This window comes from Paenibacillus sp. SYP-B3998, from assembly GCF_010820665.1.
In the GTDB taxonomy this organism is placed as follows: Bacteria; Bacillota; Bacilli; order Paenibacillales; family NBRC-103111; genus Paenibacillus_E.
This window is the reverse complement of sequence record NZ_JAAIKC010000013.1, coordinates 107048-129803: the sequence shown is the minus strand read 5'-3', so window position 1 is coordinate 129803 and position 22756 is coordinate 107048. Positions and strand designations below refer to the sequence as shown.

General features: G+C 43.7%; 21 protein-coding genes. 5 read left to right on the top strand and 16 right to left on the bottom strand.

Features of this window, described 5'->3' with window-relative positions; all coding sequences use genetic code 11:
• Nucleotides 1-23 precede the first annotated feature (23 nt).
• The 8 genes from gatB to GK047_RS24415 all read right to left on the bottom strand — a co-directional run bounded on the left by gatB (nt 24) and on the right by GK047_RS24415 (nt 8448).
• Nucleotides 24-1472 carry an Asp-tRNA(Asn)/Glu-tRNA(Gln) amidotransferase subunit GatB gene (gene gatB, locus GK047_RS24450; protein WP_240344176.1) on the bottom strand — a complete coding sequence of 483 codons (1449 nt, stop codon included), beginning with the start codon at nt 1470-1472 and terminating at the stop codon, nt 24-26.
• A gap of 31 nt (nt 1473-1503) precedes the next feature.
• Nucleotides 1504-2961, bottom strand: a complete 1458-nt coding sequence (gene gatA / locus GK047_RS24445) for an Asp-tRNA(Asn)/Glu-tRNA(Gln) amidotransferase subunit GatA (RefSeq protein WP_163952679.1) — start codon at nt 2959-2961, stop codon at nt 1504-1506.
• Nucleotides 2962-2992: 31 nt separating this feature from the next.
• Nucleotides 2993-3280 carry an Asp-tRNA(Asn)/Glu-tRNA(Gln) amidotransferase subunit GatC gene (gatC, locus tag GK047_RS24440; protein ID WP_163952677.1) on the bottom strand — a complete coding sequence of 96 codons (288 nt, stop codon included), beginning with the start codon at nt 3278-3280 and terminating at the stop codon, nt 2993-2995.
• A gap of 160 nt (nt 3281-3440) precedes the next feature.
• Nucleotides 3441-4745: a TolC family protein gene (locus tag GK047_RS24435; protein ID WP_163952675.1), complete on the bottom strand. Its 1305-nt coding sequence runs from the start codon at nt 4743-4745 to the stop codon at nt 3441-3443.
• Between the two features lie 28 nt (nt 4746-4773).
• Nucleotides 4774-6027 (bottom strand): ABC transporter permease, encoded by a 1254-nt coding sequence (locus GK047_RS24430; protein ID WP_240344175.1) that lies wholly within the window; start codon nt 6025-6027, stop codon nt 4774-4776.
• Nucleotides 6003-7277 carry an HlyD family secretion protein gene (locus GK047_RS24425; protein WP_163952671.1) on the bottom strand — a complete coding sequence of 425 codons (1275 nt, stop codon included), beginning with the start codon at nt 7275-7277 and terminating at the stop codon, nt 6003-6005. The genes GK047_RS24430 and GK047_RS24425 overlap by 25 nt, the downstream gene beginning before the upstream one ends.
• Before the next feature lie 26 nt (nt 7278-7303).
• Nucleotides 7304-7873, bottom strand: coding sequence for a TetR/AcrR family transcriptional regulator (locus GK047_RS24420; protein WP_481856053.1), 570 nt, complete (start codon nt 7871-7873; stop codon nt 7304-7306).
• A gap of 194 nt (nt 7874-8067) precedes the next feature.
• Nucleotides 8068-8448, bottom strand: a complete 381-nt coding sequence (locus tag GK047_RS24415; protein WP_163952667.1) for an ATPase — start codon at nt 8446-8448, stop codon at nt 8068-8070.
• 231 nt (nt 8449-8679) lie between these two features.
• Between GK047_RS24415 and GK047_RS24410 the strand changes: the two genes are divergently transcribed.
• Both GK047_RS24410 and GK047_RS24405 read left to right on the top strand, forming a co-directional pair.
• On the top strand, nt 8680-8982 hold the full coding sequence (locus GK047_RS24410; RefSeq protein WP_163952665.1) for a DUF3817 domain-containing protein: 303 nt from the start codon (nt 8680-8682) through the stop codon (nt 8980-8982).
• A 63-nt stretch (nt 8983-9045) separates the two neighbouring features.
• A complete protein-coding gene (locus tag GK047_RS24405; protein WP_163952663.1) occupies nt 9046-10431 on the top strand; it encodes an MATE family efflux transporter in 1386 nt (461 codons plus the stop codon).
• A gap of 233 nt (nt 10432-10664) precedes the next feature.
• Here the strand turns inward: GK047_RS24405 and GK047_RS24400 are convergent, their stop codons facing one another.
• The 5 genes from GK047_RS24400 to GK047_RS24380 all read right to left on the bottom strand — a co-directional run bounded on the left by GK047_RS24400 (nt 10665) and on the right by GK047_RS24380 (nt 13416).
• Complete coding sequence (locus GK047_RS24400; RefSeq protein ID WP_163952661.1) at nt 10665-11156, bottom strand: NanQ anomerase/TabA/YiaL family protein; 492 nt, start codon at nt 11154-11156, stop codon at nt 10665-10667.
• Nucleotides 11157-11339: 183 nt separating this feature from the next.
• On the bottom strand, nt 11340-11996 hold the full coding sequence (gene fsa / locus GK047_RS24395; protein WP_163952659.1) for a fructose-6-phosphate aldolase: 657 nt from the start codon (nt 11994-11996) through the stop codon (nt 11340-11342).
• A 33-nt stretch (nt 11997-12029) separates the two neighbouring features.
• On the bottom strand, nt 12030-12203 hold the full coding sequence (locus GK047_RS24390; protein WP_205516958.1) for a transketolase-like TK C-terminal-containing protein: 174 nt from the start codon (nt 12201-12203) through the stop codon (nt 12030-12032).
• Between the two features lie 590 nt (nt 12204-12793).
• Nucleotides 12794-12973, bottom strand: a complete 180-nt coding sequence (locus tag GK047_RS24385; RefSeq protein WP_163952655.1) for a hypothetical protein — start codon at nt 12971-12973, stop codon at nt 12794-12796.
• Nucleotides 12974-13197: 224 nt separating this feature from the next.
• The gene (locus GK047_RS24380) at nt 13198-13416 is read right to left on the bottom strand and encodes a hypothetical protein (RefSeq protein WP_163952653.1); all 219 of its coding nucleotides are present in this window, start codon (nt 13414-13416) and stop codon (nt 13198-13200) included.
• 78 nt (nt 13417-13494) lie between these two features.
• On the opposite strand from GK047_RS24380, the gene GK047_RS24375 reads away from it, so the two are divergent.
• From GK047_RS24375 to GK047_RS24365, 3 genes are read left to right on the top strand one after another with little or no spacing between them, the layout of a single operon-like run.
• Complete coding sequence (locus tag GK047_RS24375) at nt 13495-15816, top strand: ATP-binding protein (protein ID WP_163952650.1); 2322 nt, start codon at nt 13495-13497, stop codon at nt 15814-15816.
• Complete coding sequence (locus GK047_RS24370; RefSeq protein WP_163952648.1) at nt 15813-16445, top strand: response regulator transcription factor; 633 nt, start codon at nt 15813-15815, stop codon at nt 16443-16445. The genes GK047_RS24375 and GK047_RS24370 overlap by 4 nt, the downstream gene beginning before the upstream one ends.
• A gap of 52 nt (nt 16446-16497) precedes the next feature.
• Nucleotides 16498-17403 (top strand): polyprenyl synthetase family protein, encoded by a 906-nt coding sequence (locus GK047_RS24365; protein ID WP_163952646.1) that lies wholly within the window; start codon nt 16498-16500, stop codon nt 17401-17403.
• A 63-nt stretch (nt 17404-17466) separates the two neighbouring features.
• Here the strand turns inward: GK047_RS24365 and GK047_RS24360 are convergent, their stop codons facing one another.
• The 3 genes from GK047_RS24360 to GK047_RS24350 form a co-directional block, all read right to left on the bottom strand.
• The gene (locus GK047_RS24360; RefSeq protein ID WP_163952644.1) at nt 17467-20124 is read right to left on the bottom strand and encodes an endo-beta-N-acetylglucosaminidase; all 2658 of its coding nucleotides are present in this window, start codon (nt 20122-20124) and stop codon (nt 17467-17469) included.
• A 123-nt stretch (nt 20125-20247) separates the two neighbouring features.
• Entirely contained in the window at nt 20248-21774 is a 1527-nt protein-coding gene (locus GK047_RS24355; RefSeq protein ID WP_163952642.1) for an ABC transporter substrate-binding protein, read from the bottom strand.
• 63 nt (nt 21775-21837) lie between these two features.
• Complete coding sequence (locus GK047_RS24350) at nt 21838-22749, bottom strand: carbohydrate ABC transporter permease (RefSeq protein WP_163952640.1); 912 nt, start codon at nt 22747-22749, stop codon at nt 21838-21840.
• Between the last annotated feature and the right edge of the window lie 7 nt (nt 22750-22756).

The window sequence follows — 22756 nt, the reverse complement described above, 5'->3', positions numbered from 1 at the left end:
AAGGATCACCACTTAATATCATATTACTTGCTATTCAGGCACTCCACAATTAATTTGTTAACGAGCCCTGGATTCGCCTTGCCTTTTGTTTCTTTCATAACTTGTCCGACCAAGAAGCCTACGGCTTTCTCTTTACCAGCTTTGAAATCCGCCACAGATTGAGGACTGTTCGACACAACTTGCTCAACAATCGCCTTAATGGCCCCTTCATCGCTTATTTGTACAAGTCCTTGCTCTTCAACGATTTTCTGAGGATCTTTGCCCGTTTCAATAAGTTCCTTGAACACGGTTTTGGCGATCTTCGTGGAAATCGTCCCCTTCTCAATCAGTCCGATCATTTCCCCCAAGCCTCTGCCCGTGATCTTCACATCCTGGAGTTCCAGGTTATTGGCATTCAAGTAACCGAGCAAGTCTCCCATGATCCAGTTGGAAATCGCTTTAGCATCTTGCGTATACTGCAAGCTCTCTTCAAAGAAGTCCGCCAGCTTCATCGAAGCGGTGATAACTTCAGCGTCATAGCCCGGCAAGCCATACTCACTGGCATATCTCGCTTTGCGGGCATCTGGCAGCTCTGGAATTGAAGCTTTGACTGCTGATTTCCATGCATCATCGATGTAGAGTGCAACAAGGTCTGGATCTGGGAAGTAACGGTAGTCATGCGCCTGTTCCTTGCCGCGCATTGTCAAAGTCTTGCCTTGCGCCTCGTCCCAGCGGCGGGTCTCTTGTACAACTTCGCCACCACTGCGCAAAATTTCTGCTTGACGGTATTCCTCGTACTCCAGCCCTCTTTGGACACCACGGAACGAATTCATATTCTTAAGCTCGGCTCTAATGCCGAATTTCTCTTGCCCATAAGGACGTAAAGAGATATTCGCATCACAACGAAGTGAGCCTTCTTCCATCTTCACATCGGAGACGTCGCAATACTGCATGATTGCTTTGATCTTCTCCAGATACGCTCGCGCTTCCTCTGGAGAACGAAGATCCGGCTCAGATACAATCTCAATAAGCGGGGTACCTACACGGTTAAAATCGACAAGGGAAGCGTAGCCGCCATCAACATGCGTCAATTTACCGGCATCTTCTTCCAAGTGCAGTCGAGTCACACCAATCCGCTTCGTCACGCCGTTAACTTCGATATCAATCCAACCGTTCTCGCCGATAGGCTGATCAAATTGCGAAATTTGGTACGCCTTGGGTGAATCGGGATAGAAATAATTTTTACGGTCAAATTTACTATGTGTCGCAATTGTACAATTCAAAGCCATAGCTGCTTTCATTGCGTATTCCACCGCTTGACGGTTCAATACAGGCAGAACGCCTGGGTGACCCAAGCATACCGGACATGTATTCGTATTCGGAGGTGCTCCGAATGAAGTCGCGCAGCTACAAAATATTTTGGAAGCGGTATGGAGCTCTACGTGAACTTCCAGACCGACTACCGTTTCAAATTGGGTATCCGATGCCGTCAAAATGAAAGCCTCCTTCGTAAATCGTGTGCCCTTACAGTTGAGGGCGTTGTTTATGGTGATCTGTATGCTGCTCGAATGCATGGGCAACACGTAGAAGAGTACTCTCATCTAGCGCTTTGCCTATCACTTGCAGCCCAACCGGAAGTCCGTTTACAAAGCCGCAAGGCACACTTATCGCAGGAATGCCTGCTAAGCTTACTGGGATGGTCATAATATCGTTCAAATACATGGTTAACGGGTCTTCATTCTGCTCGCCAATTTTGAAAGCAGGCGTAGGCGCCGTTGGCCCGATGATGATGTCGAATTTCTCAAACACCTGATCAAAGTCTTGTTTAATCAAAGTGCGCACTTTTTGAGCCTTTAAGTAGTAGGCATCGTAATAACCAGAGCTTAATGCGTAGGTGCCTAACATGATGCGACGTTTGACCTCGGGGCCAAAGCCCTCGCTGCGCGACATATGATAAACGTCGAGCAGGTTGCGTGCATTGTCCGAACGCACGCCGTACCGTACGCCATCAAAGCGCGCCAAGTTCGAAGAGGCTTCAGAGGAAGCTAGCAAATAATAAGCGGCAACTGCGTATTCAGAGTGAGGCAGCGTCACTTCTTCCCAAACGGCGCCTAAGCCCTCTAACACTTTAAGCGCTTCGAGCACTTTCTCTTTGACAGCAGGGTCGATCCCATTGCCCATGTATTCTTTCGGTACGCCGATACGAAGCCCTTTCACATCTCCAGTTAAGGCGCTGAGATAGTCCGGAATGTCCACTTTCGCGGAAGTGGAATCCTTAGAATCGTAACCTGCAATTGCTTGAAGCAGGTAGGCGGAGTCTTCGACGTTCTTCGTTAACGGCCCGATCTGGTCGAGGGAAGAAGCGAACGCAACCAGCCCATAGCGGGACACGAGTCCGTACGTAGGCTTCAAACCTACGATACCGCAGTAGGCAGCTGGCTGGCGAATGGAGCCGCCCGTGTCAGAACCCAGCGCAAAGTACACTTCACCTGCAGCAACCGCAGCGGCAGAGCCACCGCTAGAGCCGCCAGGCACGTAATCTGTATTCCACGGATTGTGAGAGGGATGGAAAGCGGAGTTCTCATTAGAACCACCCATGGCAAATTCATCCATGTTGAGCTTTCCGATGGTGACAGCTTGCGCTTCTTTCAGCTTACTAACGACAGTAGCATCATAAATCGGATTATAATTGGATAAGAACTTACTTGCACAGGTCGTCTTCAAGCCTTCAGTTACCATATTGTCTTTAATTCCGATAGGTAAGCCGAACAAACCGCCGCGTGCGCTATTTCCTGCTAACTGCTCGTCCAATTGCTTTGCTGATTGTCTAGCATTCTCTTCATCAAGTGTAAGGAATGCGCGAACCTTCGCATCGACTTCCGAAATTCTTGTATAGGATTGATCCACAAGGTCGGTAACCTTTAGTTCTTTGCCTTGCAGCTTCGCGTGGATTTCTTGTAGGTTAAGATCAAACAAAGACAACGACAGGCACTCCCTTCTATATATGTAGTTCTTATTCTAAGACGGCTGGAACTTTAAATTGACCGTCTTCTTCATCAGGCGCATTCAGTAACACTTTCTCGATCGGCAGGGATGGCTTCGTGACATCTTCACGCATAACGTTTACTAAAGGCATCGCATGACTGGTCGGTAAAACGCCTTCGGTATCCAGTTCATTTAATTGCTCCGCATATTTTAAAATGGCATTGAGTTGCTCTGTAAATTGTTCTTTCTCGTTATCACTGAGATCAAGTCTGGCCAACTTCGCAACATGCTCGACATCCGTTTTTGTAATGCTCAAGTTTCTACACCCCTTTATCAACGTCTGGTCATTCTTTTCATTATATCCCAGAAATTTTGCGAACTCAATCCAGAATAAGGGTACTCCAAAACGTGAAAAAACAGCTCCCCCACAAAATTAGCTGGAAGCCAATCTTGAAAAGAAGCTGTCGCGAGATAAACTACTGAATAAAGCCTGTATTCATTGCTTTCGCTTTTTCTTTGAGCGCGTAGTATTTAAGTTTAGCTGCTGCTAAAGTCGTTTCGTTCTGGTGAACTTTGAGTTCAAATTTATTCAAATCGTGCTTGGAAATAACGCCTACGCTGTAACGGAACTTCATCTTACCCCAATCTACGTTGACATCATTCAAATTACGCTGCTCGGTTAGCGCGGATTGATAAGCATTCTGAGCGTCATTATAGGTCGTTTGAATCTTCTTAGTTAGCTCAAGCTTCGTTTGCTCATTCTTTTGACCTGTAATTGATAGATTTAAACCAAGAGAAGTATCCCCATATGTGTTGGACGTAACGCTATGCCCCGATTGCCACACAGCTTCGTCCATATTATTTCCAGAGGTTTTCATCTGGTAAGAGTTTTTTAACAACGTCATTGTATTCGTCTCGACGATAGGATCCATGGAAATCGAATCGATATCCTTGATGACTAAGTTGGGGTCGTATGAAATACCGATGTCTGTCGAAAGCTGGACAAGCCCTAAACGATAGTTATTCGTTAATGTGACGATTTCGTCTTTTTGCTTGCTAATTGCTTTTTGAACGGTTTGGACATCGTCCGTAGATGCCAAACCTTGCTGTGCAAGAAGCGTAGCTCTGAGCAAATCTTTTTCGATAACAGCTTCGTACTCTTGCATGAAATTAAGCTGCTTCTTCTGACCTAGCAACTGCACGTACTGCGAAATTGTTTGCAAACGAATGCCTGCCTTCGCTTCATCGGATTGAAGAAGCGAATTATACTGATCAGTACCCAACTGATGGGCAGCGGTTTTCATTTGATATCTTTGCGAGGAAATGATTGTATTCATACCTCCAGCTAAAGCGCCCATGCCTTGCAGCATTTGGTTCATTGCCGTATTTTGCATGATCGTCCAGGCAATGTCCGTGGGGTTTGTCAGGGGCGGCAAGAGCGGATTGTGCGCGTACGTTACCTCTGTAACCGTATTTGGCAAATGACCAGGCGTGAACGAAGCTGAGCCCATCGCGTCCATTTGTTGCTCCAGATCATTTTTTTTACTGCCCTGGGCAGCATATTTTAGTGTCAGCAAATTAAGATTGTGTGAATCCTTCAGCGCTCTATCCAAAACATAATTTAAATCTATGGAAGATACAGTCTCCAAAACATCTGTAAACACATAAACATTCTGTTTAGGATCGTCCGTTGAACCGTTCACTGTATCGGCCATAACGATCGCTTGCGAGCTTGAAAAGAGTAACAGGGCTGCGGAAATGCTAATAAGCGTTTTTTTCAAGATAATCGCATCCTTTCTGAAATCCAAATTATACCGAAATATTCGTTCCTGAATGAAGAGCTGGTTTCGTGCTGTCAGCGGCTTCTTGCGTCTTTTTCTTGGAGAACACAACAAAACGCGTTAACAGCATGGCGATGAAATAGGTGAGAGCGCCCGTTAAAATTAAGGAGACGCAATCATGCCAAACGACAGACATATCATTTCCCTTGATGAAAATATTGCGCACGCCATCTAAGAAATAAGTGAGCGGAAGCAAATGACCGAACACTTGTAAAGCTTTGGGCATAGCTTCAAATGGCCAAGTAAAACCCGAGAGCATGAAGGAAGGCACGGCAATCAACATCGCTGTCTGCGTAGCACCAAGCTGATTGCTTGAGAACAAACTGATTAGGTAGCCGATACCGCTGACTGCGAACGTAAAGCTGAGGATAACACCGAGCCCAATAAGCAGGCTCCCATTCATTGGCGCTCCAAACGCATACAGAGCAATTACAAAAGTGACCGCTGTGTTAAACAAGTTAATTAAGAAATAAGGAGCTGTCTTCGTATAGGCAATGCGCCATGGATTTCGTTTCCAGGCTTCGAACCGCTGCCAAGTACCAGCATCTTTCTCTCTCGTAATCGTTAAGGCAATACCGAGAAATAAAACTTGCTGTAAAATTGCACCTACAAGACCGTAGAGCATAAAATCACTGTAGTTGAACGCTGAATTATACATAATTCGGTAACGATATGGGATTGGAGATAACGTGTTCATGACTTGTTCGCTTTGAAGACCTTGCTGCATTTGGAGTTTCTTCTGCGAATAGCCCATGCTGAACGTGGTAATGACCTCGTTTGCCCCCTTCGTAGCTGAATTCGAAATCATCATATTGCTGCCATCAATAAGGGTCAACAATGGCAGCGTTTCGCCATGCTTCAGTTTGGCCTCGAAGTTGGAAGGAATAATCAGCCCAACCTTCGCTTCCCCACTGGATAAAGCACGTTTGACATCTTCCTCGGAATGATATTCCTTGATGATTTGAAACGATTCGCTCTGTTCGAACGCTTGAATAATTTGACGGCTAAGCGGACTTTGGTCTTCATCGATTATGACGGTATCCATTTCGGTCACTTTGTGGTGCACATAGATGGAACCGAAGAGTACGGTGTACATGATCGGAACGAAGAACAAGATGGCAAAAAGACGTCGGTCCTTCAGAATGTGCGTCCATTCTTCTGTAATTAGCTTGCCAATCCGAAGATCCATCTCCTTCATCACCCTTCCGTTTTTCCGATCCATTGGAGCGTCATGCCTGTTGTCGCACTATCGGGCAGCTTGTTAAGTTCAACCTTGATCCCAAATGAACGAATATCCGTTTCACCTGAAGTTTGCGTCGCCTTTTTGATAGCAAAATCCGGCGCAGCCGCTACGATGGAAACAACACCTTCCACCTTTTCTCCCGTAGAAAGCAGAGACATGTTAATTTTGTTGCCTACTTTAAGTCCAGCTACGGCTGTTTCTGGTAAATAAAATTTAACCCATCGTTTCTCTGTGGATTCCATTGAAAATACAGGGAACCCGGAACCTACCAGCTCACCAGCTTGCGCTGATTGAGAAAGGACCACGCCATCTGTTGGAGCGAGCAATTCTGTATAGCTCAAGTACGTTTCAGCTTCCAGCTGTGCAGCCTTGGCTTGCTGTTCACCGGATTGGGCCGACATAATCGCCCCCTCCGCTTGTTGAACGGCTGCTGCAGCCGCGGTTACATCGCCTTGTCTCACCAGTACCGTCGCGCGGTTCGCTTCAGCGAGCTTCACCGCTGCTTTCGCTTGCTCCAATAATGCTTCCGCCCCACGAATTTCTTCCTCCCGAGGACCTTGGTTAGCCATGTTCAACTGCTGTTCAGCTAAATCACGCTTCGTCTTCGCTTCTTGATAGCTCACTTTGACTTTATCCACATCGGCTTGTGCGACAAGCCCTTGTTCGAGCATCGCGTTCATTCGATTTAAATTCTGTTCGGCAATCGCGTATACATCTGATGCTGCTTTGAACTGTATCTCTGCTTGCTTCTTCTCTTCGGGACGCGCGCCGTTATGCAGGCCATCCACTTTAGCTTGAGCGGCACTAACAGCAGCTTGAGCTTGAGCCACCTGCTGCTCGGCAGTATCAGCAGTTACATTCACTCCGGCGATACCCTGCTGCTTCTTCGCTTCCGCCGTTGCCGTTGCCCCCTGAGCCTCGGCAATTTTGCCTTGCGCCAGCGATACGGCCGCTTTAGCTTGAGCAACCTTCGCTTCTATTTCTGTGCTTTGGAGGCGGGCAAGCACTTGGCCTTTTTTAACTGGCTCTCCTTCTTTTACAAGTACTTCGGTTACTCTGCCGCCTACCTTGAAGCTGGCGCTGACTTCATTCGTTTCAATATAAGCTGTTGGATGAAGCTGATTCGCTGGATCCGTTTGACTGATCGCTTGCTTGGATGTTAAAAGAAAAGCGCTCGTGCCGATGACTACGGCCATCGCTGAGTAAATAATAGGTCGAATAAATTTCATGACTTTTCCCCCGTTAAAATAAATAGTTATACGCTTAAAAAATTACCAAAGTATAGCTGCAATAACTCGGAGATCCGCTCATTCGTTAAAGGCGTGTTTTGTTTCTCCCAGTCAAACACCAGAGCCACATAAAGTTTAAACATAATAAAGGCTGTCATCTTCGGATCGCATGCCTTCATCGTTCCATTATGTATAGCCCGCCCAATATGCTGGCTCATAAAATGAACAACTTCAGTTTCAATGCTGGCCATCGCATCCAGCGTGACTTGGCTTCCATATTGATGAACTTCATGCGCAAGCCTAATGAAAAGCTCATGCTCTTTGCGGAAAACAAGAATGCCGTAGATAGCGCCATGAATTTTTTCGAAGGGCGTTGTGCCTTCCGTTATTGACTTCTCAGCCACTGCCTTCATTTCAGCAACCAATGACTGAACAATTTCATGAAGCAGCTCTTCTTTATTAGCAAAAAACGTATAGATCGTCGCTTTTCCGACACCTGCGATTTTAGCGATCTGATCCATCGTTGTCCCTTTATACCCAAACAGCGAAAAAGATTTTTTAGCAGATTCCATAATCATCAACTTTTTCGGATCCATCATCGCACCTCAGAACTGAAATACTATTTTAGTTTTATGTTCGGAAATTAATATACCACCCTTTCCTAATTTTATCAAGAGTAAAAAAGCAAGATTTTGCTATTTCTCTGTTTACAGACAAAAAGAGGTTGCAACAGAAGACAGAAAAACCCGTCTAGTACGAATACTAGACGGGTTTTCTTCACAGGGATGTATTAAATCCAAGCCTTCAGGCCGATTTGTTTAATAAATTCTTCGCTCGATTGCACTTCCTTGTTCTGTTCCACCTGAACGGCTTCCAAGGAATCTCCGTTCATGATTTTGCGGAACATCTCCTCATTTTTCGTTGCTAACGCGTAATCAAGGAGTGCTTCTTTTTCGATTCGATCCGCTTCCTGCCTAAGAAGAACTTCTTCCAACTCAATGTCTTCCGCAGGCACATAATAATGCTTATTATCTTTGGGCACACGTACAACATAATCGAAAATGTTATCCGCATTACGATCATAAGCGATAATATATCCATATTGACCAATAGGCAGATTCTGTTCCAAACTATCGGCAATCACGATTATTTTTTCACCAAGACGAAGCATCGGAATTCCCCCTACCTCATACAACCTGTAAGCGAATTGACGTACATAACAGTCTATATCGCTATCTATTAATATGGTACTAAAAAAAAGAGAGAGTGTCCAATAGTTGAGATTGATTAAATAAAATAAGCCTATACCCTATTTTGAAACCTGTTGTTCATACAGAGTACATAATTCAGTCCTACACTAATAGCAATTGACTTACATCTACTTTTTAAGGGGTTGTACACGATGCTTAAACGTTCTTTAAAATTCCTGCACTATGTCGGTCTAGCGGAGGGCTGTTCCTTCCTCCTGCTGCTTGGCATCGCTATGCCGCTCAAATACTTTATGGATCTCCCACAGGCTGTACGCCTATTCGGAATGGCTCACGGCGTCCTATTCGTCTTATATCTGATTGCTGTTGCTGTGGTTACCCTCACTCACCGTTGGCCGCTAAAACGCGTGGTGATCGCTGTCATCGCCGCCTTCCTCCCATTCGGACCATTTGTTTTGGATGGCCGACTTCGGAAGGAGCAACAATTTCTGAAATAGGATGAAAACTGATATACTCCTTATAGAAAAATTTTCGCATTTTGCGACGATAAGGAGAGCTACATGAGTGGAAACGATCTGAAGAAAGCACGGCCTTCTTTAACAGAAGGCCCTATTGCAAAGACGCTATTCTTATTTTCTTTACCGATTCTTCTAGGTAATGTGCTGCAAACATTGAACGGCTCAATCAATTCCATTTGGATTGGCAAATTTCTTGGAGAGGGCGCTCTTGCCGCTACTTCTAACGCCAACCTTATCATGTTTTTTTTGATAAGCGCTATATTCGGAATTGCGATGGCTGCCGTTATTCTCATCGGCCAAAATCTAGGCGCAAAAAAGGTTGGCGAAGCGAAAAAAGTCGTGGGTACAAGCACTGTTTTTTTCTTCGTTCTTTCTATTATTGTCTCTCTTATTGGCTTTTTCTTTTCAGCTACGATTTTGGATTGGATGAATACACCTGCTGATGTGAAGGATCTCGCAGTTTCCTATACCCGCATTATGTTTGCAGGTGTTCCGTTTATGTTTGGCTTCAATTTGATTATGGCTATTTTGCGAGGATCGGGAGATGCAAAGACGCCTTTTTATTTCTTACTGCTGTCTGCCGCCCTCGATGTTGTGCTCAATCCGCTGTTGATTCATGGAATGGGGCCATTTCCGAAAATGGGGATCTCCGGTTCGGCTGTCGCCACCTTTATCGCTCAACTGGTCAGCTTCGTTTTGCTAATACTTTATCTTTATCGAAAAAAATACTTTCTGCGTATCACCCGATCTGACACCCACCTGCTTCGACTGAACTGGACGATTATCCGCACGTTAATTCAGAAGGGATTGCCAATGGGGTTGAATATGGTGGTTGTATCGCTGAGCAACTTATTTCTTATTCATTTGGTCAATTCCTTCGGATCAGAATCGACTGCCGCTTTCGGCGTGGCGATGCAAATTTCAAGCTATGTTCAAATGCCAGCAATGGCTATCGGCGGTGCTGTTACCTCGATGGCTGCACAAAATATTGGCGCAGGTAAATGGAATCGTGTCAACCGAATCACTTGGTCGGGGGTAAGCATTAACATTATTTTAACTGGACTGCTTGTTGGCATCCTTCACTTGTTTAACCGTGAAACTGTGGGCCTCTTCCTTCCTACGGATGGCAGAGCCATTGACATTGGCGTACACATTAACAATATTACACTGTGGTCGTTCATTATTTTCGGTATATTCAATGTTGTTGCTGGTGTTGTCAGATCGTCTGGGGCCGTCGTATTCCCGTTGGTCGTTTCCTTCATTGCTCTGTTAATCGTACGAATTCCCCTTGCGACATATATTGGGCATACGTACGGATTAGATGCGATCTGGTGGACCTTCCCGCTCAGCTTCACCGTTGCCGCAACGCTGAATGTGCTGTACTATCGATTCGGTAATTGGAAAAAAGCGCGAATGATGGGAACATGAAACAAGCATAAAAAACGTTAAGGTGATTCAAAAACCCTAACGTTTTTTTTATGCTTTATAGCGTTATGTGAACAGCGAATATTTGAATCCGCATGTTCTACCATTCAAAAATTTCAGTTCACACCGTCAACTGGGGGCAGCCCCCGTACAATGGTACCGCCCTCAATCAGCAGGGTACGTGCTTTGATCTTCAAATCAAAAGAAATGGCTTTAGAAAGTTTCGGTTGGGGATTCTACAGCTTCAGCAGATCCTTATGAATTTTGACGACAATTTTTTTGTTCGTTGTTTCTGCAGTAACAGAACAGTTCGGTCGGTGAATGTCGGAAGGAAAGCAGACTGCGAACATGCCCGGTTTTAAAATAATGTCGGTTTCAAGCTGCGTATCGGCCAACTCGTAAAAAGCGATATCATGCGACTCAAAATTATTTTGTACCACTTTGACATCATCATGCAGCTTATAGAAACAAAGTCTTTCTTCACCACTTACTAGAAATTGAATATCGGTATAGACCGCATGGGATTCCGGCATCTGCTCATGGGTCGGACGCGTCACACTTTCCTGTACATTGGCAAACATGAGGTCGCCACCCTCTCCTTCAAGCGGATATCTCCCTAACTCTGCCTCTCCCAAACTGTGGGATAAAATATAATCGATGCCTCTTTGGACCGCAGGTGGCCACAGATGACGTTCTTGCTCGTAGTTCCGGATGTCGCTAATAATCATGGTAAAAACCCTCTCTTTAAATGGTAGTAATCCTCTTACCTATAATATTACCTGATTGATTCGCCTTGAGCTACTCCAGCAATCCCTCCTGCAAGCACCATATGCACGAAAAAGCCCTGCCTGGCTGCGCTAACAGTCAAACAGAGCATTCCTTGTTCCTATGCTTGTTAATGGCTTTTACGTTTAGAAGCTACTTTGCTTAGCGCCTTCCCAATCTGCTAAAAAGCGTTCAATACCCGCATCTGTCAAAGGATGCTTGCTCATGGACTCAATGACTTTATAAGGCACAGTTGCAATATGTGACCCTGCAAGCGCTGCTTCTATTACGTGAGCAGAGTGACGTACGCTAGCCGAGATAATTTCGGATTTGATACCGTGAACTTGGAAAATTTGGCTGATCTCTTTGATGAGATTGATCCCAACTTGGTTAATATCATCCAATCGCCCTATGAAAGGTGAAACGTAAGTCGCTCCTGCGCGCGCTGCAAGAAGCGCCTGCGTGGAAGTGAAAATCAAGGTAACGTTCGTTGGGATTCCCAACTTGCTAAACACACTCGTCGCTTTGAGTCCATCCAGTGTCATCGGAAGCTTAATAACTACGTTCGAACCGAGTTCTGCCAGCTTCTTTCCTTGCTCTACCATTTCGTCCGCTTTGAGTGAAATGACTTCTGCACTAATCGGCACATCGCCGACGATGGAAATAATCTCTTTCACCGTTTCAAAAAAGTCTCTTCCTTCTTTAGCAATCAACGAAGGATTCGTTGTCACACCTGCGACAACGCCTAACTCGTGGGCCTTGCGAATTTCCTCTACATTAGCTGTGTCGATAAACAATTTCATCTCGTATCCCTACCTTTTCCCCATGATGGATGATTATTGGAAATACTTCATCTTGATTTGTTGTACGATCGCTTCTGCTGTGAAACCATACTCACGGATGACTTTATCCGCCTTGGCGGATGCGCCAAACTTGCGAATGCCAACGACAAAACTATCGCCGTCTGTAAGCTCTTCCCATCCAGTGGGATAGGCCATCTCAATGACCACATTAGCCTTTACCTACGGAGCGACAATAGACTGCTGCTCGAACAGCTCTCGGCTTGGCATTGAAATAACACGTGCCTATACTCCATCTTGCGTCAACAATTTCTGTACGTCAAGCGCTAAGCTCACTTAGCCAAAATTGGCTTTGGCGTTTCTTTCGTGACGAAAGAAACGCCAAAGAATTGGAAGAAGGCACGTTGTTCGAGATCAACACTAAAATCGGTATCATTACCTTGAAAAACATGCCGTTGTCCAAAGCCTGAGCGCCATCCTGCGTCGCTCTAATCGCTTTTTACTGTTTAATAACGATGATTGAGTTTTTTTGATAAACCAGAGGATTAACACAATGTACGTATTCATACAAAGATATACACGATTTGATTGGGGCTTCCCACAAAAAACGTGTACAAGTTTACGTTGGCGTACAGAAGGATCGAGACATTGGGGGCCTCCATATAAGGAGTCTATCGTTAGGGGAATGCTTTTCACGTCAAATGTGAAATTATTCATGATAACAGAAAAAGACATCGTCGCCACTAGCGCAATGCCGAACAAGAGATAAATCGAAGTTCTTTTGCAGGGATATCGTCGTATTAAATACTGTACTCAGAATGGTTAGTTATTTCAATTGAGACATGCATAGAATTCTTCATAAGTATTTCCTTCATCTTCACCCAAGATGCATGAATGACTGCTGGAGGCGGTAAGTGAAACTCCGTAATATGCGCTTTTATAACATCGATCAATACTTGGTCGAATTGCTTTCCTTCCATCCCATCCACACCCTAATATTCCAAATTTATACTTCCATCATACAATTAAACACCCCATGTATTCATCGCATTTTTTTTGCGCAAATATGCAAATCGCTTGCGTAAATATGCATTTATTGGAAAAATTAGAAATGCAATCTCGTAGAAACGACAAAAAAGACTGTATATTAGTAGAGACACTAATATACAATCCTTTTACATTTTGGTAAAATAATACTGTTGCATTACGGACGCCATTGTGAGTATGGTTCCTTCGGTTCTTTCTTTGCCGTCTTGGCACTGAGATGAAACGCGCTGGTAATAGCTTCCGATTCGACGTGAAGCAGCGACTGGGAGGATATCCACCCCTTCATTGCGTAAGCGGTCTCTTTTTCATTCAAACTCATCTCTTTCATTCTTCTTACAACCTGAGACAATTGAGGCGATAACTGAATAGCAAGCATGTAAAGACACACTCCTTTCTCATAAGATGCACTACTCTACTTAGTATAGCAAAAGAAGACTTCCAAAGGAGCCTTTCCATGAAAAAAATGTCATTTCGCATAAGTTTTGTTCTTCTTGCTGTGTGCTTATTATGGTGTCTATCTATCACCATTCGATTTCCATTCATCGGAATTTACACAGAACTTAATCAACAAGAAGAATGGCTAATTAAGGAGCTAGACTCTGAAGGAGTCAGCGCGAAACTAGATCTACAGGTAGGGGATCGAATTCTAAAAGTTGATGGGCAAACCCCTGACGAATTCCCCTCTATTCGCAAAAGCAGAGTGATTGAACAGGCTCACAATATCAAGATCTCTAGGGAAGGTATTGAGCGAGAGGTCGTTATTGATAAGAGTGACGCAATAACGACCTTAAATATTGCTCCCTTAGTTGGGGGAGCGCTGAGTTTGTTTATGACCTTATTACTTGCTACGAAAATGCGGCATTCCCCTTCCGCTCGCATGCTCTCATTTGTATTTCTAACCTGCGGAACTATATGGATCAGTTTAGGTGCATCGATTAGAACTGATCCAATCGGCGGTTTGTTAATTGAAACCTTCATGATGGCTTTGCAGGTTATCTTTTTGCACTTCTTGTTTGTATTTTTCAAAGAAAAAGGGAATCTGGAATTGCCTACGCGCATGTTAAAATATCTCTATGCCATCGTAATTTCAGAAACCGTATATACCCTGCTTTGCTTAATTCCTTCAATCTCTAAAATAATTCGTCTTCCTGGTTCTCCACAGGTGTTGATATTTTTTACGATCATTTTGTTAATTAATATTTTCATATTATCCCGCATCTACTTTAATCACAGGAAAGAAAAGTCACCTTTAGCCACGATTATTAAGAGCGTGTTGATCTGCATGCTAATCTCTTTCATGCCCTTTGTCTGCTTGTCTGTCCTTCCAAAATTACTAATCGGTTATGAAACAATTGTGAACAGTTACACCAGCATATTCATCTTATTTCTACCTATTTCTTTCACTTACCTCATTGCTTCAGATCAACTTTACGATATTAGCGTTGTGTTAAGGCGCATTTTATTTGCCATTATTATCGCTCTGGTTCCATGCAGCCTATTTACAGGATTATTTGCTCTCATATTTCCTGATGAGGCGGATCTCAAGCATCTCTTTTTCATTCTTTTCACTTCCGTTGCTCTTGTCGCAACGATCCTTTATTCAGCAGAATATTTCACAACAAGATTAGAATCATTTATGTTTCCAAGAAAGTATATTCTACGAACTGCGTTAAAAAAGATGTCCCTAAGCTTGGAGATGATTTCAAGCTTTCGTGAGCTGAAAGATTTGATCTTGGTGGATATTGTCGAAACACTAGAAGTCCAAGGCGGGGCGATTGTATTTCAGTACAAGGATACAATCGAAACCATTTATGAAGGAAATATTCGTCCAGATGAGGTCGAAAAACTTATCCGCACATCCTCTCTCGTTAACCATACCTCCTATACGAACATCGAGATTAATCGACATGAAGAATATACGAGTTATTTGATCCTGACAAGAAAGAAAACGAATACGCTGCTCGGCAAGGAAGAGCTTCAATGGCTTCACTTAATTACTGCTTATTTGGCAATCAGTTTAGAAAATATTCATTTGATGCGAAAGTTGACACAAAAATTAAAGCAATTGGCTTCGCAACTACCGAGTGAACAAGGAGCCCGAGATATTCAATGGTTTCGCAAACTTGTGTTCGAACTCCAAGAGGAGGAACGGATTCGCATTGCTACCGACCTTCACGATACGACAATGCAAGATTTGTTTTTTCTTAAAAGAAGGCTGACGTCTCTAATCCATAAATATTCTATGAAAGACGAAGATTTAGAGCAATTACATGAAATGATCAATTTCATCGAATTAATTAATACGAATCTACGACAAAATTGCTTTGAACTTAATCCGTATATGCTCAGCGAAATGGGGCTCATCCGCACGGTTGAAAAATTGTTAGATGAAGAAGCGCCGTACAGTTCCTTTAATATCCAATTTCTTACCGAAAATGCAGAGGCCATTGAAAAAAAAGAGTTAATCATAAAACGGCATATTTTTAGAATTGTGCAGGAATTGCTTAATAATGCGAAGAAGCATTCACAGTCTACTCAAGTCACATTTAATATGAGCATAAGGAATCAATCTTTTTATTTGCTTTATGAAGACGACGGTATCGGTTTTCAAAACGAAGCTATCACAAATCCGAATATCGGTAATTCTGGAATCGGTATGGAACAAATGAAAGGGCGTGTCCATTATTTGAATGGACAGTTTCAATTACATTCAGCCAAAGACAGCGGAGTGAAGATTCAGATCACAATCCCTATGAAGGAGGCCCTTTCCGCATGAGTGAAAATGTTAGTTCTGTGAAAGCACTTGTGGTCGATGATCATCCTTTATTCGCACAAGCGACTAAAAATCTTTTGGAAGAGATCGATAACATTGAAGTGATAGGTATAGCTGGGAACGCGAAGCAATGTATGGAAATGCTTGCGGAACACCAACCTTATTTTGTATTTCTTGACTACCAACTTCCTGATCAATCTGGCACGGAAGTTACCCGACAAATTCAACAGCTATATCCGAACATCCATATTATTATTTTCACGGGGATAGACGTTACCGATTTATTCAATAAATTTATTGATATGAAAATAAGCGGGATTTTATCTAAGGAATCCAGTGTGAGAACGATTAAGAATATGGTGAACTGCATTTTAGATAACCATACTATACTTCCAATCGCTCTCTTCCGAAACATTAGTCTGAATAACGAAAAGGTTGGTGAGAGAGCCCAACTTACAAAGGAAGAAGTTCTGATGATGAATATGCTTGTCAAAGGCTACACACATGAACAAATTGCCGAACAGATCCATATGAGTCGAAGAACGATCGATAATTATTTGAAAAAGGTTTACGATAAATTAGGCGCAAAATCCAAAATTGAGGCCGTCGAAAAGTTTGTTCAAAGAAAATAATGCTTAACACTATAGGGAGGCAGCGGCTTTGGAGCAAGATGTGCTTTTAGAAATGATGACAATTATAGATGAACATGTCTTTGTTGAGGATTTGAACTTACTGCTTAAATCATTTATTCAGGAAAAAGAGAAGGAAGAAAGCCTCTGGTCGGAGATTACACGACAAACTCACTTGATGTTAGGAGGGAATTCACCAAACATCGATCGAATCTCAGCCGCTACGGAGCTTATTTTGTTATCATTTGACATTATTGATGATCTACAGGATCAAGATAATGAAAACAAACCCTGGATGAAATGTCCACAACCTTACACGTTAAATGCCATTTTAGCTCTTATTACCGGCTTTATTGGGGAGTTAGAACTCTTAATTGGAAAAGAGCAAAAAGAGAAAATCTTTTCTGAAATAAGCAAACTTCTGTTTAGATCGATTAACGGCCAACAGAAAGATTTAAACAATAGCATTCTAACCGTGGATGATTATTTAATGATGGTCCAAGAGAAATCCGGCTCTCTCTTTAGACTTGCCTGTTACATGGGCTACTCTTCCTTGCCTTGCACAGCGGAAACGATTCAACAAATGAACGATTTAGCCGATTGCATCGGTCTTATTCATCAAATTCAGAATGATATCAAGGATTTCACACGATATGATTTAAAAAATGACCTGTTTGCGAAAAAGATGACGTTGCCGATCCTGTACTTATTTTCAATCGATGATTCCTCCTTTCAAGGCTTAAAGGATTATTATGAGAATAAGATCACCAAGGAAGATCTGTTGAAGCAGAAACAGGAGCTATTAACCTATATAGACGATTCAGGCTGCAAAGAATATGCCCGAGTTATACAATCGATTTGCATTCAAAAAGCAAACGAACTTTTCGAACAGATCCCCGCTATCTCCCCATGGAAAGAAAGATTCAAGGAGATCACCTATGGAGATTTCGAAGACTACTAGTTAGACGCTCAACATGCATACAGAGCCTTGTTTCCAAGGCTCCATTCTTTAGGCTAGTTGGTATTATTCCAATCCGTTTACCTCTAACTCGTAGATACGAGCAGCCGTATCCCCACCTTGCGTCGCTTTTAAGATATTCAGCTTCACATATCGCGCTTTAGTTAAGGAAATGGCATCCTTCGTCTCTCCTGAAGTGTTGCCTACTACGGACACGACATCTGTCCAAGTGCTACCATCGTTGCTGATTTGAAGCTTGTAATCCTTTGTATTGAATGCTGCCGCTTCGCCTCCAGCCTCAGCATGTTTAATAATGAATTCACTGATCAGGTGCGCGCCACCTAGATCAACGGTGATCCAATGAGGCTGACTGCTGTTCGCACACCACTTGCTGTTATCCGCTACTTTCCCATCGACTGCCCGGGAGGCTGTTTCATTCGGCCCGCAAGCCCCGTCTGCTGTCGCGGTTTTATTTAGAGCCAGATTCTTCACACCGCCAGAAGCCAGCTTGGTTACTGTAATCAAGGCCGTCTTCGTAAGGCTTTGCTCCCCAACACTGTTCTTTGCTGTCAATGTTACAGAGAATGTCCCTTCTTGTTGATAAGTAACAACCGGATTTTTATCCGTACTTGCTGCAGGTGTACCCCCTTCAAAGGACCAAGCCCAGTCTTCTGTCACTTCCGAAGATAAGTCATTAAAAGAAACTTTGTCCCCCGGTGCGAGTAATGTACGATCAGTCTTAAATTGAGCGACAGGCTTCGGATATGCTGGCCATGTGTAAACAACTTCCGCTGATTTGCCTCGCTGATTCGCAGCATCCACCGCCACAACCTTTAGAATGGTTTGGTTCTCTCTCCCTGCTCTTTTCATTTCAGGCACATAATATACGTGATTGGGCGTAGCGCCAAGCCATTCCTCTTTACCATCCGGATAAACTCGGTACACATCATAAGACGTCTCATTTTTACCTAAAGGATTCCATTGAAGCCTTGCGTCTCCATAAATTCCGTCTCTGTAATCTGCTGCTAGCACTTTCAGGTCTTTGACAGCAGGTAAAACAGCTTCTGCGTCCTTCACATTGCTAACGGACAATTGACCAATAGAGATAGAGTAATGATCAACTGTCTTTGTCGAATCAAAGTTCAAAGAGATAGCAGCAATCCGCTTCCCTGCGTATTTCGTAAGGTTAAATGAGGCTGTAGTCCAGTCTTTGTTTATGCTGTCTTTCACATCCAAGAACATGAATTGGTCAGGATGATCCGCGAAGGCGAGCCCCACTTTCAATGCTGGGGAAAGCTCTGTTTTATACGTAATAGACAATTGGGTGCGAGCGTCAACGCGAAGATCTGTCTGATACAGCTTCAAATGAGTCGCATTCTCTGGGCTCAACTTTCCTTCAACCTTCAGAGAGCTTCCCCCATTGTAAGCTGTCGACCAATCAAAGCTCGCTTTCAACGCTTGGCCCTTGCTCTCAGTCAGCCAACGCCATGTCGGGAGCACATCTTGAAGACTGCGGTTGTTCCAGGCTTGCTCACTGCTTCGTTGACCCTCTACATAGAATTGCTTACCGCTGCCTGTATTAAAATTTGTCGTGAACGGGAGTTTATTTACAGGGGTTTGCTCAATCACATAATTGGCAATCCCCTTCCAGGTAGAGGCGGTTTGCGTATGACTAGGGTCACCCTTCTCACCGACCCAGAAACGGCTTTCTCTAGCAAAAAAATCCTCCATGTTATCGGCGGTGTTATAAGCCCAATCTGGGCGATAAATACCAAGAGCGGTTACAGGCGACTTCCCTTCAGGAAACCACGTCTGCCATGGAAGATTCGTGTTGTACCCGTTCGCCTCCACATCAATCCCCGCATAAAGATCATAAGGGCTTCTATTTAAGCTTTTAGCTTTTTTCGCAGAAGAATCGAGTTCCTTCCACCAAAAGTTGAGGAACATACTATCGGAAACTGGTTTCTTATTTTGCTGCAAAAACATCGCATTTTTGTCGTTCAACGCATTCTGCCAATCGATGCTGCCGTCTGAAGTCATCGAGTCATACCACATGACTTGCATGGTTGCTGGTTTGTGAGATTGTATATACGTCATAAATGCTTGCATCTTTTTAGCATCGCTAGCCGAGGCCCCTTGCGTTTCCTGATTGAGGAACCAACCATCGAAACCATAAAACTTAGCAACTTCGATTAACTTATCTGCCATCGGGAATGAGCCATCTTGATTTTGTTTGAGAAATTGCTGTACCCACTCGAATTTCCCTCCATACGCATTGGGCGGGAAGAAAACGGTTCCCAGCACCGGAACGCCGTTCTTATGAGCAGCATCCGTCACATCTGCACTTGGGGGAACTATGATGCCTTCACCAGAGGAGCCTCCCCAATATACGAGCTTATCCACATACTGCCAGTAGGAGAAGGTGTTCGATTCAAACTTGCGCGAGCCCTGTGAAGGCACCCCGCTAGTCATTTTATTCATAGCAGAAAGTGCTGCGATTTTGGCATCTTTAGAAGCGTTCGGGTTCACTTTATTCCCCATAAACCGCTCCTGCAGCGGGATCATGCTTCGATTAAACTCAGCATCTGAATCGCTTTTCGGGTTCCATTGCAGCAATTGATCGGGGAACCAATACGAGGATTGCGGCTGTTTAGCAGAAACAGCTAAGGGCACGACAAGACAGATCACAAGCAAGAACATGAGACTTAATCCATATTTCTTCATTAATAACCCTCCAATGTTGTCAAGTAATCAAACATCCTTCTAGGTAAGCTAAACCTCCTTTAAAGAAGGGAAACGGTATCATGTACAACCGTCTCCCACAAGCCTTACAGGACAAATCGCTCCTTATGGATTTGATTTCTTCCACTCATCAAATTGTCTTTGAGCTTCTTGAATCACTTTATCCATTCCCGCCGATTTTAACTTTTCCATCGCTTTCCCTACATAGGCGTCTGGATCGACTGAACCCGTATAAATTGCTGGCATGAATTCCTTCGCCACATTCGTGATGTTCGCAACTTCCGTTTTGACCGGAGTCGGGTCAAAGTTAAAGCCGAATGTTGGCGCAACGACCGCCGACTTGTTAAATTTACTGAAAGCATCCCATTTGTCAGCAGGCTCATCCGCATGAAGATACGTTAAGAACATATTACCCAAAGCGAATCCAGGCATCGCATAGCGCTCTTTCATAGCTGGAAGGTCTTCAATGACATTCTCTGAAAGCTTCTTATAATGCACGCCTTCGATACCGGACTGGATCATATTCCGCAGCTTCTTATCCGTGTTTAAGAGATTCAGAAACATCATCGCCCGTTCTGGATTTTTGGAGTTCGCGGAGATTGCATGCATAGATCCGGCAGCGGAGCCAGTATAAATAATCGGTTCATGCATCGCAGAGGTTACGATCTCGTAACCAGCGCTTCTGGACCAGCCTTTCTCTGCATAGGGTTGGGTAATTTCTCGATCTACCAACCACTTGCCTGTCTTCATATTGTCAATGCCTTCCAAGGTAGCAACATCCTCGCGGAGATAACCTTTTTGATAATAACCTCGAATCGTCTTCAAGGAACTTTTCATCTCAGGTGTTTCCAGCATATTAACAAACTTGAAGTCTTTGGTGTTCATCGCCATCCCGATTGGAATATTGTCATCAAACAGATAATCGAACGGCAGATAAGCCTTGAAGCCCTTCGGTACTGCAAGTGGGATAATATCCTTGGATTCGCTCTCTTTGACCTTCTTAAGAAGCGGCTCCAAATCTTCTAGCGTACGTACTTTGGTCGTGTCCAAATTGTATTTATCCACATATTTTTTATTAAAGCGCCATACGAATTGCTGCGCCAATTCTTTATTTACAGGAATCGCATAGTTTTTACCGTTAACTTTGGTCCCCGCGAGAAACCGCGGATCTAAGGTATCTTTAATGCCTTGACCGTATTTATCGAGCAGCTCATTCAGCGGTAAAAAGACCCCTTTCGCCACATTTTGACGATAATCGAACGCCCAAGAACTCGTGAAAGCGATATCATAATTTTCACCAGAAGCTGTGATCACCTGCATGCGCTTCGTATAATCGCCGTAATCAATTTGTGTAATATCAATTTCTGCATGTATTTTTTCTTTGATATATTTGTTCATTTCTTCCTGAACCATCTTCATATCCCCCTGCGGAGCGCCGATCACATACATTTTCAGCTTAACTGGATCAAGCTTATCCTTATCCTTATCATTACCCGGCGCTTTAGCGGAAGCTTCGCTAGTTGAAGCAGGAGTACCACTCTTGCCACTATCTGTTCCGCATCCGGCCAATGCCACAGAACTAAGCAGCAAAGCTGCCATTGCTATTGGATATGTTTTTTTCGTTCTCGTCATCGTTCTTTTCCCCCTTTAAGTCAAACTCATCTATTGACACTGCCTAAGCAGGGACAATTCACGTTATTCTTTGACAGAGCCAATCGTTAAACCTTGCACAAAGTATTTTTGGAAAAAGGGATAGGCCATCGCAATAGGTAGAGTTGCCAAAACAACCATCGCCATTCGAACCGTTTCCGTGGGAAGTGAACTCATAACATCATAGGAAATTAGATTTTTGCTATTTTGGACCATGAAATCCATATTATTTTGAATACGCATAAGCATAGCTTGAAGCGGGACAAGCTTCGGATCATCAATGTACAACAAGGCGTTAAACCAATCGTTCCAAAATCCTAAAGTACTGAATAACCCGATGGTTGCGATGCCTGGCAGCGAGATCGGGAGTACAATCTTGACATAAATGCCAAACTCCGAAGCTCCATCAATTTTGGCCGATTCAATGAGGGCATCAGGAACTGTCGTTTGGAAAAATGTTCGCATCACGATGATGTAAAATGCATTTAAAATCGATGGCAGAATGAGACTCCAGATCGTGTTTTGCAGATGAAGAAACTGCGTCATAATGATATAAGAAGGTACCAAGCCACCTGAGAAAAGCATCGTAAAAAAAGCTAGAAAGCTGAAAAACCGTCGGTAGGTAAAGTTTTTTCTAGCGATGGCGTAAGCGTAGGTAGATACGCAAAACAAGGTTAACAACGTCCCGATAACCGTAACGGTCACTGTTACTCCGAATGAACGAAGCAGCTGATGTCCCGACTCGAACACGAACTTGTAGGCATCTGCGCTCCATTGTTTAGGAACGAGACTGAACCCTTCCACAGCGAGCGTATGCTCATCTGTGAACGAAATAATAATTACGAATAAAAAGGGAAACACACAGGATAAAGCAAACAATCCAATTAGAAAACTAAATATCACGTTCCAAGTATAGTTAATCTTGTTCAAATCCTGCCCTGTCGTCACTTGCGACATCTTCCTC